The organism is Acinetobacter sp. YH12039, assembly GCF_013420015.1.
Taxonomy (GTDB): Bacteria; Pseudomonadota; Gammaproteobacteria; order Pseudomonadales; family Moraxellaceae; genus Acinetobacter; species Acinetobacter amyesii.
Genome location: NZ_VOZA01000032.1, coordinates 20777 through 35606 on the forward strand (window position 1 = coordinate 20777; position 14830 = coordinate 35606).

At 39.2% G+C, this 14830-nt stretch carries 11 protein-coding genes and 1 pseudogene; 10 read left to right on the plus strand and 2 right to left on the minus strand.

Annotation, left to right across the window (positions count from 1 at the left end):
- Positions 1-143 precede the first annotated feature (143 nt).
- The 10 genes from FTT98_RS12615 (at position 144) to gcvH (ending at position 11656) form a co-directional block, all read left to right on the plus strand.
- Positions 144-1880: a SulP family inorganic anion transporter gene (locus tag FTT98_RS12615; RefSeq protein WP_180177431.1), complete on the plus strand. Its 1737-nt coding sequence runs from the start codon at positions 144-146 to the stop codon at positions 1878-1880.
- A 204-nt stretch (positions 1881-2084) separates the two neighbouring features.
- The gene (gene sstT / locus FTT98_RS12620) at positions 2085-3278 is read left to right on the plus strand and encodes a serine/threonine transporter SstT (RefSeq protein WP_180177432.1); all 1194 of its coding nucleotides are present in this window, start codon (positions 2085-2087) and stop codon (positions 3276-3278) included.
- Between the two features lie 34 nt (positions 3279-3312).
- Positions 3313-3987, plus strand: coding sequence for a YoaK family protein (locus FTT98_RS12625; RefSeq protein WP_180008875.1), 675 nt, complete (start codon positions 3313-3315; stop codon positions 3985-3987).
- Between the two features lie 12 nt (positions 3988-3999).
- Positions 4000-4536, plus strand: a complete 537-nt coding sequence (locus tag FTT98_RS12630) for a DUF2058 domain-containing protein (protein WP_168377529.1) — start codon at positions 4000-4002, stop codon at positions 4534-4536.
- A gap of 247 nt (positions 4537-4783) precedes the next feature.
- On the plus strand, positions 4784-6034 hold the full coding sequence (locus tag FTT98_RS12635) for a mechanosensitive ion channel family protein (protein WP_180011725.1): 1251 nt from the start codon (positions 4784-4786) through the stop codon (positions 6032-6034).
- A gap of 316 nt (positions 6035-6350) precedes the next feature.
- Positions 6351-7631 (plus strand): GGDEF domain-containing protein, encoded by a 1281-nt coding sequence (locus tag FTT98_RS12640; RefSeq protein WP_257230216.1) that lies wholly within the window; start codon positions 6351-6353, stop codon positions 7629-7631.
- A 98-nt stretch (positions 7632-7729) separates the two neighbouring features.
- The gene (locus tag FTT98_RS12645; protein WP_180177433.1) at positions 7730-9604 is read left to right on the plus strand and encodes an ABC transporter ATP-binding protein; all 1875 of its coding nucleotides are present in this window, start codon (positions 7730-7732) and stop codon (positions 9602-9604) included.
- On the plus strand, positions 9582-10031 hold the full coding sequence (locus FTT98_RS12650; RefSeq protein WP_180011729.1) for a MaoC family dehydratase: 450 nt from the start codon (positions 9582-9584) through the stop codon (positions 10029-10031). Before FTT98_RS12645 ends, FTT98_RS12650 begins: the two co-directional genes overlap by 23 nt.
- A gap of 149 nt (positions 10032-10180) precedes the next feature.
- Positions 10181-11209 carry an AraC family transcriptional regulator gene (locus FTT98_RS12655; protein WP_078190954.1) on the plus strand — a complete coding sequence of 343 codons (1029 nt, stop codon included), beginning with the start codon at positions 10181-10183 and terminating at the stop codon, positions 11207-11209.
- Positions 11210-11281: 72 nt separating this feature from the next.
- Positions 11282-11656 carry a glycine cleavage system protein GcvH gene (gene gcvH / locus FTT98_RS12660; RefSeq protein WP_180117366.1) on the plus strand — a complete coding sequence of 125 codons (375 nt, stop codon included), beginning with the start codon at positions 11282-11284 and terminating at the stop codon, positions 11654-11656.
- 97 nt (positions 11657-11753) lie between these two features.
- Here the strand turns inward: gcvH and FTT98_RS12665 are convergent.
- Positions 11754-12944, minus strand: a pseudogene (locus tag FTT98_RS12665) (PilT/PilU family type 4a pilus ATPase).
- 270 nt (positions 12945-13214) lie between these two features.
- Positions 13215-14297, minus strand: a complete 1083-nt coding sequence (locus FTT98_RS12670) for a 3-deoxy-7-phosphoheptulonate synthase (protein ID WP_180177434.1) — start codon at positions 14295-14297, stop codon at positions 13215-13217.
- Positions 14298-14830: the final 533 nt, after the last annotated feature.

Sequence of the window (14830 nt, forward strand, 5' to 3'; positions counted from 1 at the left end):
ACTTTTCATTAATTCATTTAAAATGATGGTTTCTTACATATCCCGTAAATAAGCAGCGATATTGAACGGTCAAAATTTATTGCACAAGACTTCTTAGCACTTTTTGTGCATAATATATATGAAATTGTGATTTAGATAAGTTTATGTCAGATTTAAAACCTCATTTCTTACAGAAATTTCCTGCTTGGCAGTGGTTACAGCACTACAGCCCCGTGAAATTTAAATCTGATGTACTTGCTTCGCTGATCGTGATTGCCATGTTGGTCCCTCAAGGTATGGCGTATTCCATGCTGGCAGGTTTACCTCCAATCATGGGTTTATATGCCAGTATTTTACCGATGATTGTCTACGCCCTCATTGGTGGAAGCTCAACTTTATCGATTGGCCCTGTGGCAATCATTTCGATGATGACCTTCGCCACGCTCAATCCGCTATTTGAAGTTGGTTCGCCTGTTTATATTGAAGCAGCGACACTTTTGGCCTTAATGGTCGGGCTGATTTCTCTACTTTTGGGTGTATTCCGTTTCGGTTTTTTAATTCAGTTGATCAGTCATCCTGTCATTAAAAGCTTCATTATTGCTTCGGCACTGCTCATTGCACTGGGTCAGTTTAAGTTTCTCGTCGATGTCCCGCTTAAAGCCAATAACATCCCTGAGTTTGTTTTAAGTTTGTGGGAATACCTGAGTTTGACTCACTTTGCTTCACTCATCTTTGGTGTGCTGGCCATACTGTTTTTAATCTATGTGCCGAAAATATTGGCCACTCAATCGATCCAATCTAGATTCGGCTCTACTGCCTTTCTAAGTAAAGCACTTCCATTGATACTAGTGATGATCTCAATTGCATCGGTGATGTTATTTGACCTGCAAAATGTCGGCATTAAAACCGTCGGTGAAATTCCTTCAGGTTTTCCACCCTTAAGCTTTCCACATTGGAACTGGGAACTGGTACAAACCTTATTACCCGGTGCAACAATGATTGCCATGATCAGTTTTGTTGAGTCACTGTCTATTGCCCAAGCCACTGCCTTACAACAACGAAGCCAACTCAACAGTAACCAAGAGTTGGTCGCTCTAGGTTTAGCCAATCTAAGCGCTGGGGTTAGCTCTGCCTTTCCAGTGACGGGTAGCTTATCTCGTACAGTGGTTAATGCAGATGCAGGTGCAAAAACCCCGATGGCAGGTGTGTTGTCGTCATTGCTGATTATCGTTGTCAGTCTCTACTTCACTGGTTTTTTCCAAGACTTACCTTTAGTGATCTTGGCGGCCACAATTATTGTTTCCATTTGGAAATTAGTCGACTTTAAACCTTTTGTGGATACATGGCGTTATTCAAAAGCTGATGGTATTGCGATGTGGGTGACCTTTTTCGGTGTGGTGTGTATCGATATTTCTACGGGTCTCATTATTGGCATTATTTCTACCTTTATTCTGTTGTTATGGCGCATTAGTCGTCCACATATTGCGGTGATCGGCTTGGTTGAGGGCACACAGCATTTCCGTAATGTACAGCGTCATCATGTCTATACCGCACCACATATACTCTCGCTCCGTATAGATGAAAATATCTCGTTTTTAAATGCCAATACGCTTAAAGGTTTCCTGATCAATGAAGTCAGTCAAAATATTGACCTAGAGCATGTTGTTATCAATTGCTCAAGCGTCAGTTCAATTGACTTAAGTGCCTTAGAAATGTTGGAAGAGTTAAATGCTGAATTATCAAAATTAGATATTCGACTGCATTTTTCTGAAGTCAAAGGTCCTGTCATGGATAAATTGCAGCACTCAAAATTACTCACTCATTTGAGTGGTCAAATTTTTCTCACCCATTATCAAGCCATGACAGAGCTTGCTACAGCCAGTTCTGAATACCAAATTTAAAGGTGTATTCGCTCACTGTTTAATCAAACCAAATTTGATAAACAGTGAGTTTTGAAAGGCTTACATTTTAATACACAAAAATAGATTATAAAAAACAAAGATTTATTTTTAAATAAAATTATTTTATAAGCATTCTATATTTTCGTATAAAATACAGCACTAATTTTCATCATTTTGTCATTGTAATTCTGACAAGGCTCTCCTATGTTTTCAGCATTTACACGCTTGAGTTTAGTAACCCGAATTATTATCGCCATTATTTTAGGTGTATTGGTTGCTGTTGTGGCTCCGGGCGTTGCACCCTATTTAAGTTTGCTTGGTGATTTATTCATTAAGGCATTGAAATCCGTAGCACCGATACTGGTCTTTGTACTTGTACTGTCATCCATTGCAAATTTCAAAGTGGGCAGCAGTAATTCTTACATTAAACCGATTATGTTGATGTACGCTATTGGTATGTTCCTTGCTGCTTTAAGTTCAGTAGTAGCAAGCCTTTTATTCCCTAGTACATTAATTCTTGATGTTGCTGCAGAAAACCTTGTGCCGCCAGGCAGTCTTGCTGAAATATTGAAAAACTTATTATTAAGTTTTGTCGCAAACCCTGTTACAGCAATTTCTGAAGCAAATTTCATTGGTATTTTGGCTTGGGCTGTTGCCTTAGGTATTGCATTTCGTCATGCATCAGAGAACACCAAAGTCTTTTTATCTGACGCTGCTGATGCAGTGAATAAAGTAATCCGTTTAGTGATTAACTTTGCACCTGTCGGTATCTTTGGTTTGGTTGCTGTTACATTTGCCGACTCAGGTTTGAAAACACTGATCAGCTATGCACACTTACTTGCGGTCTTAATTGGTACCATGTTCTTTGTTGCCTTGGTCATCAATCCACTAATGGTGGCATTTATGACCCGCTCAAATCCGTTCCCATTGGTTTTCCAATGTTTACGTGAAAGTGGTATCACTGCATTCTTTACGCGTAGTTCTGCTGCAAACATTCCTGTAAACCTTGACCTTGCGAAGCGTCTTGGTGTACCAGAGTCAACTGCAAGCGTAGCGATTCCTTTAGGTGCAACTGTCAATATGGCAGGTGCATCGGTCACAATTACAGTCCTCACACTAGCAGCAGTTCATACTTTGGGCATTTCTGTTGATTTCAGCACAATGTTGATTTTATCAGTCGTTGCTACCGTTTCTGCATGTGGTGCTTCAGGTGTTGCTGGTGGTTCATTGCTGCTTATTCCAGTGGCTTGTGGCCTGTTTGGTATTTCAAGTGATATCGCGATGCAAGTTGTAGCCATTGGTATGGTTATTAGCGTACTTCAAGATTCAACTGAAACCGCTTTAAACTCTTCGACTGACGTATTATTTACAGCTGCAGTAGACCGTGGTTTAAGATAATATCCTGATATTGGATACTTTTTAAGGCGAGGCCATGCCTTTTCAGACTTTACCGCTTTGGATACAACTGGGTGCTTTTTTTCTCGCAGTGAATGCAGGAATGATTAATGTACTCGGCCTGGTGACGATCTTGCACCAGTCGGTATCTCACATGACGGGTAATGTCAGTATGTTAGCCATGGCTTTAATTGCAGGGCAGCCGGCTACAATTATTTATTTGATTTTAGTCTTGCTCTGTTATGTGATTGGCTCATTTTATAGTGGGCTAATTCTAGGAAATAGTCACTTTAGCTTAACGCGACGTTATGGCGTCCCATTAAGCTTAGTGGCTTTTTTTATTGTCCTATGTTGGCTACTATTGCCCTATTTTCCACGTTACGCTTTGCTTTGGGCATGTGTGGCTATGGGTGTACAAAATGCAATGGTTAGCCACTATAAAGGTACCATTATTCGTACCACACACCTTTCTGGTGTTTTGACGGACTTAGGTTTGGCTTTGGGTTATAAAGCCCGTGGACTTCCGGTTGAGTCGAAACGTGTGGTCTTACATTTATTAATTTTGGCGGGATTTATCGTCGGTGGCATACTTGCCAGTTGGCTTTATCCTTATTTAAAATTAAACGCATTCTTGATTCCTGCCGCACTCAGTTTAATCATGAGCGCGGTATATTGGATCATCTATTTTCATTATCGACATATACACGATTAGTTGGAACGTACTATGGTTAAAAATGCATTACAGGCGCAACTGCTTAAAGCAGGTCTGGTCGATAATAAAAAGGCAAAAAAATTGTCTAAACAAGCCGTACATGAAAAACGTACTGGTGAAAGTAAAGATGCTGAAATCAAGGCGAAAATTGAGCAAGATCAGCAGCAGAAAATGGCCAAAGATCATGCTTTAGAGCAAGATCGTAAAGCAGTTTTGCAAGAAAAAGAATTAAAAGCTGCCATCATGCAAATGATTAATCAGCATAAAATTCGTGATACCGATGGCGAATCGACCTATCAATTTATCGATGATGCCAAGATCAAAAAGCTTTATATCAATCAGCAAATTTATAATGCCCTTGTTGCGGGTAGTCTTGTTATTGCACGTGAAAATAGCAACTATGCTTTTTTACCAAAAGAATTAGCCGACCGTATTAATGCGAAAATGGAAGGCTTTATTATTGTGAATAATTCTGAAGTGAATGAACAAACCACGGATGAAGAAGATCCGTATGCAGCTTATGTAATTCCTGATGATTTAATGTGGTAAGCACTTCAAATCGCCAATGAAGCTCCCGATTCGGGGGCTTTTTTTTATCAACATTAATCTTTTTCAGTCCATAAATATCGGTTATACCTTCAAAAAATCATTCCTTAGCACCCAATAAGTAACATTATGGACTATACATGTCGTAACTCCGTAAATTTTACGAGTATAAAATTGCTTATATAATCACCACAATTACAATAGTTTGATCATTAACCCTTTCATTTACTTCAATAAGAGTAGGATAATTTTGGAAAAATTTCAGTTCATTAAAAATATTCAAGATTGGTCAGATCAATACCCTTGGTTAGAAATGCTGACATCGCTCAGTTTCATTATTATTTTTGCCATCATTGCAAATTTTATCGCCAAGCAAATTGTGGTACGTGGTATTCGTAAGCTCGTGTCTAAAATGGCCTTTAGCCACAGTCAAATTTTGTCAGAACATAGTGTGATTAAACGCTTTGCCAACATTGTTCCAGCAATTGTAATCTTAAATGGCATAACCACAGTCCCACATTTATCTGTGAAGTTTATCTCAATCGTTCAAATGGCTTGTCAGGCCTTTATCTTCCTGACCATTGCTTTAGCCATTTCTGAATTACTAAATATTTTTAATCTGATTTATCAACGTAATCCAAAATCTAGAAACAAACCAATTAAAGGCTATTTGCAGTTGGTCAAATTGATCATCTTTTTGGTTTGTGGCCTAATGATCTTAGGTACTTTTCTGAAAAAAGATGTATTTACATTACTCGCAGGCTTCGGTGCTATGGCGGCTGTACTGATGTTGGTCTTCCAAAATACCATTTTGTCACTGGTGGCTTCGGTACAAATTTCTTCTTATGACATGGTGCGAATTGGTGACTGGATTGAAATGCCCTCGCTCAATGCGGATGGCGATGTCATTGATATGTCATTACATACCATTACTGTACAGAACTTTGATAAGACTTTTACCACGATTCCAACCAATAAACTGGTGACAGACACCTTTAAAAACTGGCGTGGTATGGCACAGTCCGGTGTACGCCGCATCAAACGCTCACTTTATATCGATCAAAGCTCTATTCATTTCATGACTCAGGATGAGCAAAATAAACTCAAAGAATTTTTATTATTAGATCAATATCTTGATCATAAGCATGAAGAGCTTGCTCAGTTTAATCAGCAACTTTCCAATCAGTCGCAATATAATCAGCGCCGTTTAACCAATCTTGGGACCTTTCGTGCCTATGTAGAATTTTATTTACAACAGCATTCAGGCATTGCCCAACACCAAACGATTTTGGTGCGTCAGTTACAACCCACGAGTGAAGGCATTCCTTTAGAGATTTATGCTTTTAGTAAAACTATTGCATGGAAAGATTATGAAGCGATTCAATCGGATATCTTTGACCATCTGATCGCAATCACACCTGAGTTTGGACTTAAAATCTATCAAGCCCCTTCTAGTGCCGATTTTAAAGCCCTCATCCAACCAAATGCCGATAAAATCTAAGGCCTAAACGTTCGTCTTCCCATGTATATTCGAAGTAGAAATTCTGTAAATTAAAAAAGTCACAATGGCTGTTGAATATATATGGGACTTTCGTTTAAAACCTACTCAACTATCACAAATGATTATTGATCATGCGTTGCAAGGAATGAGAGCGAACCAGATAAATGCCCAGAGCAATATTTCCTTAAACATATAATTCATCTGAAACAGCTAAAATAATTAAAAAAACCAGAACAAATACTATACAAATGTAGACATTTTTAGATACTATTTGTTAACAGTTGCATAAAAACGCTTCTAAAATAGGAACTTGATCATGGAAGGCCCCAATCAACCTTCTCGGAAATCAGTTAAAAACGAATCACAATTACTCATAGAATCGATGAATCGCACTTCTGCCAAACATACGCTCATACAGGCAGAAGCATGTGACTTAGAGAATCGTGTCCGTATTGAGCGTGCTTTATCCGACCCGATTGCACGTATCCCGGCACAGTTTAAAAATGCTTATTACAAATTTTTGTACTACAACCAGAAAGACTATTTAAAGCAGGTCAACTATTTCGCTCAATTGGCATTTTTAATCTATTTTTGGGCAGATCGCTATGTTCTGCCTGACATAGAAGTACTGTCAGGTGTGATTCGTATCATTGCTATTATTGGTGCATTTAGCCTGAACTATGTTCTGTTTAAATATATCAAACAGATTAAATTGCTCGATTTAATATTACCACTAGCGACTTGCCTTTCTGCAATCCTCTGGTTTGAGATATTACTTCAGTCGAAAAATGAACTGGTTCATAGCTATCAATATGCCGCCATTATTTTGATCGTATTGGGTAATTTAAGTATTCATGTGCATTTTCGCCCTTCGATTATGACCTCAGCCATGATCACGGCAGCGATCCTTTTTGGCGCATGGCGCATTAATGATTTTGGTGATTTTACGATATTTTTATTGGTTTATATTCCAGTGCTGTTGTTCAGTATGTATATCTGCTGGAACTCTACGCTCAACTCTCGTAAAACGTTTCTAAGAGCGCTGCTAGATGACTGGAACTTTCATACCCTGCGCAAAATTGCCCATACGGATGAATTAACCCAGTTAAGCAATCGTCGCCAATTTGTACATGCTGCAAATAAAAAAATCCAAGAAACCCCAATGACGGTCTGTACCAGTCTTTTGATTTTTGATGTCGATCATTTTAAAGCGATTAATGATCAATACGGACATGATGTCGGCGACCAAGTGCTATGCCAAATTGCTGAAATTGCGCGTAAAGAAATGCGGTTTTACGATATGTTGGCGCGTTTCGGGGGTGAAGAATTTATTGTACTTTTGCCTTTTACCGTCCCAGAAGATGCATTAAAAATTGCTGAACGGTTAAGACATAAAATGGAGCAACATCAGTTTCATATGGATGGTCAATTGGTGAAATTTTCGATCTCCATTGGTGTTTCCAAAATTGACCCTGACCACGCCAAACTCGATCAGTTAATTAAACAAGCAGATATTGCTTTATATGAAGCAAAACGCCAAGGTCGTAATCGGGTTGTACATTTTAATTTTATGAATTTTTGCAGCCAAGCTTTTTAATAAATAAACAAATCAAAATGGAGAAAAACCAGCGAATCCATTACACTCAGAGCGGAAGAAAGAAAGATTAATTACAGTAAAATTCTCAGGTTATCTGCATGCTTAAATGGTTTGAAAAATTAGTTGACGCTTATCCTGAACAGGACTTGAATAAACCATTGCCAACAAAATTTTTCTCCTTTGTATGGCAAGCTGCAACGGGTGTAAAAAAATACCTCTTGTTATTGGTACTCTGTACAGCTAGTGTAGCGAGTTTTGAAGCACTGCTTTATGCCAAAATTGGTGAATTAGTCAATTGGATCAGTAAGTCTCAACCTGAAACCTTTTTACAGCAGCACCAGACCAATCTGACCATTTTAAGCTTTATTTTATTGGCAAATATCTTCTTTTCTTGCCTTCAAACCATTATTAAACATCAGATTCTATATAGCACCTTTCCAATGCGCCTACGTTGGAGATTTCATAACTTATTACTGAAACAAAGTTTAGATTTCTTCCACAACGACTTTGCAGGTCGTTTATCTGCCAAAGTCATGCAAACTTCACTGGCTGTACGTGAGTTTTGGATTATTCTTGGTGACATGTTGGCCTATGTCTTCATTTACCTGATTTCGATCACCGTGATTTTAGGTGCTATATCGCCACTGTTGATTGTTCCATTATTACTTTGGCTGGCTTTATTTATTGGTTCTGCATGCTATTTCATCCCAAAATTAAGCAAAATTTCAAATGAACAAGCCAATGCACGCGCAGTAATGACTGGTCGTGTCACCGATGCCTACACCAATATTCAAACGGTGAAATTGTTTGCCCATGCAGGCCGCGAAAGCCAATATGCCAAAGCCTCAATGAAAGAATTTATGGTGACGGTGTATAAGCAAATGCGTCTTGCAGCAAAATACAACATCGCGACGAATTTGCTGATCATTGTTTTATATGGTGGCGTACTGGGAACAGCCGTTTGGCTCTGGATGGATGGTCAAGCTGAGCTTGGGGTCATTGCAGCAGCGACCGCCATGATTTTAAAACTCAGTAGTATTTCCGAGTTTATGATGTGGCAAACATCTGCCCTATTTGAAAATGTCGGGACCATTCAAGATGGGATGAAAACCATGGGCCGCCCAATTCATATTCAAGACAAAGCTGATGCAACCGACTTAAAAGTACCGCAAGGCGAAATTAAATTTGAGGACGTCAGTTTTGCTTATAATGATAAAAATGTCATCGATCAATTTAATTTAACCATTCGACCAGGCGAAAAAATCGGTATTGTCGGACGTTCGGGTGCCGGAAAATCGACATTAATTCAACTTTTACTCCACTTTTACGATATCAATCATGGTCGTATTTCGATTGATGGCCAAAATATAGAAGATATTACCCAAGATAGCTTAAGAAAAAATATTGCATTGGTGACCCAAGACACCTCGTTATTGCATCGTACAGTTGAAGAAAATATTAAATATGGTCGCCCGAATGCAACCGATGAAGAAATGTATGATGCAGTGCGTAAAGCGAAAGCTGACGAATTCATTCCTCAATTGATCGATTTACGTGGCCAACGTGGCTATGACGCATTTGTCGGTGAACGTGGCGTAAAATTATCAGGTGGTCAGCGTCAACGTATTGCGATTGCTCGAGTATTTTTAAAAGACGCACCGATTTTAATTTTAGATGAAGCCACAAGTGCGCTCGATTCAGAAGTCGAAGCCGCGATTCAATCGAGTTTAGATGATTTGATGCAAGGTAAAACTGTGATTGCCATTGCGCATCGACTTTCAACCATTGCGCAAATGGATCGCTTGATTGTCTTGGATCAAGGACGTATTGCTGAGCAAGGCACCCACGAAGAGCTTGTTGCTTTGAATGGTATTTATGCACACTTGTGGCAGCGTCAAACCGGTGGATTTTTAATAGAACAACATAAAGTAGAATCAAAGGAAGATGAAAATGCTGTATCTGGAAGACCTTAAAGTTGGTGATCACTTTAGCAGTCGTGAATATGAAATGACTGTTGAAGAAATCAAGCAATTTGCCAACGCTTTTGATCCTCAGGAATTTCATACAGATGAAGTCAAAGCCCAACAGCACCCGATCTTTCAAGGGCTAGCGGCAAGTGGTTGGCATACTGCTGCTGTAACAATGCGCTTATGGACTGAATGTTTCCCTGTGGCTTATGGCTTAATTGGCTCAGAGTCAAGTCTGCGTTGGCCGCGCCCAACACGTCCGGGGGATAAAATTCGTGTAGAAGTTGAAATATTTGCAATTACTCCGTCGAAAAGTAAGACAGACCGCGGCATTGTGACCTATGTTACGCAAGCGCTCAATCAGCACAATGACGTTCTGTATATGTCTACGACCAAAATTGTGGTCTTTTCCAAAGATTTTAAACCGAATTAATCCTTAACGGCCTACTTTACAACGCTAAGGTAGGCCGCTATAAATAGTTGAGCCTAGTCAGTTTGTCCAACAATTTTTGTGGGATATAACACGGAATCATGCCAATATAACCTTGAACAGAAGAAAAACCCGCATTGCAACGGAACGCTATGAAAACAATTAATTCCCGTCAGGATCAGGGTATTCCCGGAGTGTATGGATTGCTCCTTTTAGATGTGGTCTCTCGATGGGGCTACACTGCAGAAACATTATTTAGTCCATTCGGATTAAACAGCGAACAATTGGCTGAACCAGATTTCCGTATTCCAACACCCATCGCCAATCAATTGGTAGAGCACGCACTACGATTAACCGGTGAGCCCACTTTAGGTTTTCATTTGGGCAACCAAATGCGCATCTCTATTCATGGTTTTATTGGCTATGCCATCATGACGGCGAAGGACATAACCGATGCCTTAGTCTTGGCAAACCGTTTTATTCAGCTACGCATGCCCTTTTTACAGCTTTTTTTCTCGACTTTTGGAACCAAAGCGACTGTTCAACTACAAACCGACGTTACGATAGAGCCTTTACGTACTGAGATTTCGATTGCCTTAATTTTTGGTATGATCAGCATGGGCAAAGCAATTACAGGTGTGGATTATTCTGCTGGTGAAATTGATTTTGATTTCCCTCAACCTGAAGGTTTTGAGCGGTTTATTGCCAAATATCCACGGCACCAATTTAGATTTGATCAGCCACACCTATTACTCAGTTTTGATAAGCAATATTTAACCAATAAATTGGTCCATGCAGACCCGATTGCCAGTCAAATCGCGATTAATCAATGTGAAGCTGAACTCTCCGCTTTGGGCGAACGTCACCGTATTGCCATGCGCGTTCGTGACATTTTAACCAACTCCGAGCAGCACTATTTAAGTATCGAAAGTGTTGCTGAACGGCTACACATGTCCGATCGAACCCTTAAACGCCAACTTGCTGCTGAAGGGACTTCATTTTCAACTTTGGTCGACGAAGTTCGCTACCGTCATGCCACTTCGCTCCTGTCACGAACTGATTTTACCTTAGAGCAAATTGCTGATGAATTGGGCTATAGCGATGTTGCCAATTTTAGCCGTGCTTTTAAGCGTTGGAGTGGGCGTAGCCCAAGCAATTGGCGTAAAGATCCGTACTTATAAGTCTTTTGTTTTACCTAAAAAGCATGTATAACTCATGCCAAAAATGAATTTAATGGATTTAAGGAGTTATCAATGAATCATCCTTCAGATTTAAAGTACGCAAGTACACATGAATGGGTGCGAATTGAAGGTGACCTTGTTGTTACAGGCATTTCTGATCATGCACAAGACGCATTGGGTGATTTAGTTTATGTTGAAGCACCAGATGTGGGTCAACATATCACTGCTGGCGAACAAGCGGGTGTGGTTGAGTCGGTAAAAACCGCTTCTGATATTCATGCACCGGTTTCTGGTGTAGTCGTTGAAGTCAATCCAGACCTTGAAGATGATCCAGATTTTGTAAACGATGCGCCTTATAGCAAAGGTTGGATTTATAAAATTAAACCAGACAACATGGCTGATATAGATGCTTTATTGACCAGCGAACAATACGAAGCTGGTCTGTAAATATTTATAATATCTAAAAAATCAGCCCTCAGGCTGATTTTTTTATTTCAATAAGATGGCTAAATTGCCTTATATAATATTTGCATGAATATGCAGCTTATATTTCTTCCGAAGCTTCGGCACTTTCAGGTTCGTCTTTCTTTTCTTCAACCATACTAAAAGATTGTGCAGCCGTTGAAGTACCATTTGCACGTGAACTTTTAAGTTTAATTTGCAAACGTAGTTCATTGGTTGAATCAGCATTTCTTAAGGCTTCTTCATAAGAAATTGCGCCGTCATTATATAAATCAAATAAAGCTTGGTCGAAAGTTTACATCCCAAGTTCTCGAGATTTTGCCATGATCGCTTTTAGTTCATGAAACTCACCTTTCAAAATCAAATCTGAAATGAGCGGTGTGTTTAACATAATTTCAACGGCTGCACGGCGTCCTTTACCATCTTCAGTCCGGATTAAACGCTGCGAAACAATCGCTTTCATATTGCTCGATAAATCCATAAGCAATTGATTTCTTCGCTCTTCTGGGAAGAAGTTAATGATTCGATCTAGGGTTTGATTGGCGTTATTTGAATGTAGCGTACCTAAACATAAATGTCCTGTTTCAGCAAAGGCAATTGCATGTTCCATAGTCTCGGTGTCACGAATTTCACCAATTAAAATCACGTCTGGTGCTTGTCGCAAGGTATTTTTTAAAGCGTTATGCCACGAATGACTGTCTACACCGACTTCACGATGCGTAATCATTGATTTTTTATGCTTATGCACATATTCCACTGGGTCTTCAACAGTGATGATATGGCCTGCACTATTTTCATTTCGATAATCAATCAGCGCCGCTAAAGAGGTTGATTTTCCTGAACCTGTACCTCCAACCACTAAAACTAAACCACGTTTTTCCATAATCACGTGCTTAAGCGAAGCCGGTAATTTAAGCTTTTCAAAATTTGGAATTTCTGCCGTAATGGTACGAATGACCATACCCACATGTAACTGTTGCTGAAATACATTGACACGAAAACGCGAAACGTTTGGCACACTAATCGCAAAGTTACATTCTAGTTCTGTTTCAAACTCTTTGCGCTGCTTCTCATTCATCAAACTATAGGCGAAAAGCTTTGTTTTCTCAGCATCAAGTTCTTGCTGCCCAAAGGGTTTCATCATGCCTTGATGTTTAGTACTTGGTGGAAAATCTGCCGTAATAAATAAATCAGAACCACCATATTCAACCACTTTGGTTAACATGTGGAACATAAAACGGCGTGCTTCTTCCAGCAATTCAGCAGTGTACATCAACTTCCCCAATATAAAATTTCAAACACCCAAGCACAGATTGTCATTATTTCTGGCGCTGTATTGGGCTTAGATATTATTGTGCATAAAAATTCTGACTCACTCAAACATAAAATACTGAATTATCAGTATATATTTTAAAATATAGGCCATATTTCAATTTTTACGTCACAGTTTACAATAAAGTAAATTTCAAAATAAAAGCCTTAGAACAATCAATATTCTAAGGCTTTGGGCTACATCAATTCAGACTGAATATGCTCTGGATTGTTAAGCACTACGTTTGATTTGTGATGCACGAAGTTCATTCGCAACCTGTTGAATCAAATCAATGGTTTTGTCCCAACCTAAGCATCCATCTGTTATAGATTGACCATAAGTCATGTCACAACTAATTTTTTGATTACCATCCACTAAATGACTTTCCAACATCACGCCACGCACTTGGGTATGCTCACGCTCCGCTACAATAGTGCGTAATACTTCAGGTTGCTTCATTGGGTCTTTATGGCTATTACCATGACTACAATCGATGACTAAAGCCGGTAAATCGCCTTTTACTTTACTACGAATTTTGTCTATTTCAGCCAAACTATAATTTGGACCTGTATTGGAGCCACGTAAAATCAAATGTGCTTGTGGGTTGCCAACAGATTCTAAAATACACGGTAAGCCGGCTTGACTCATACCTAAGAACTGGTGTGGATGGGACGCAGATTGAATGGCATCTAGAGCAATTTGGATTGAGCCATCTGTTCCGTTTTTGAAACCAATACTGTATGGCATATGACTCGAGATTTCACGATGAATTTGTGATTCGCTGGTACGCGCACCGATTGCACCCCAAGCCAAAAGGTCATCAAAATAACCCGTCGCCATTGGGCTTAAAATTTCAGAGGCGATCGGCAAACCCATTTCAATAATTTGTAAGTACAGCTCACGTGATTTTTCTAAGCCCAACTGCATATTAGATGAACCATCTAAACTTGGGTCATACATATAGCCTTTCCAGCCCACTGTAGTACGTGGTTTCTCAATGTATGCGCGCATCACAAGAAAAATTTGATCTGAAACCTGTGCCTGTAATTGTTTTAATTTTTCAGCATATTCCAACGCAGCAATTGGATCATGGATTGAACATGGGCCGCTAATAATCATTAGACGCGGGTCTTGACCCGTCAAAATATTTTGAATCGTTGCACGATGTGCAGCAATTTGCTCTGCAGCATGAACTGATAAAGGTAATTGTTGTTTCAATTGATGTGGCAAGCTCAAAAGTGTTTCTTTTGGCTGTGTAGATTTCTGAATTTCTGAATTTTGAGTTTGTTGTAAAGCTGTATTTAGCGCATTCATTGGTTCTATTCCTTTGGACTGTATACATTAACAGTCCGATCTTTTATCTGAGCGTTATGGGACTTTGGGACTTCAAGGCTTTAGACATAGACTGACTAAAGTAAAACCAATAACCGTTGCTAAAATATGAATTATTTACTGTAAACATGAGATTTCTCCAAAAATATTATAAAAATCAAGACATAAAAAAACCTGATCAGGGTTGCCGATCAGGTATAAACTTGGTGGGCAACCTTTTTCATGCCCGAACGCGTTCAGGCAATTATCTAAACTGCCAGAAGTAATAATATGCGTTTGAGATTAAAGGTTGCTTTAACATCTTGATTTCATCAAAAAGTATCTGTCTGAAAATTAAAATACGCTGTATTCATCGGTTTGACAATAGTTTTTTGCTATTTTGTTGTATTATAGGACTTACGCATTGACTGATTCAAAAAAGTATTAAAATACTTTATAAAGTATCTGTGATCAGACGAATTAAACATGCTTCTACAGCAACTTGTACATTACCCATTTATATGGGCTTTCTCATG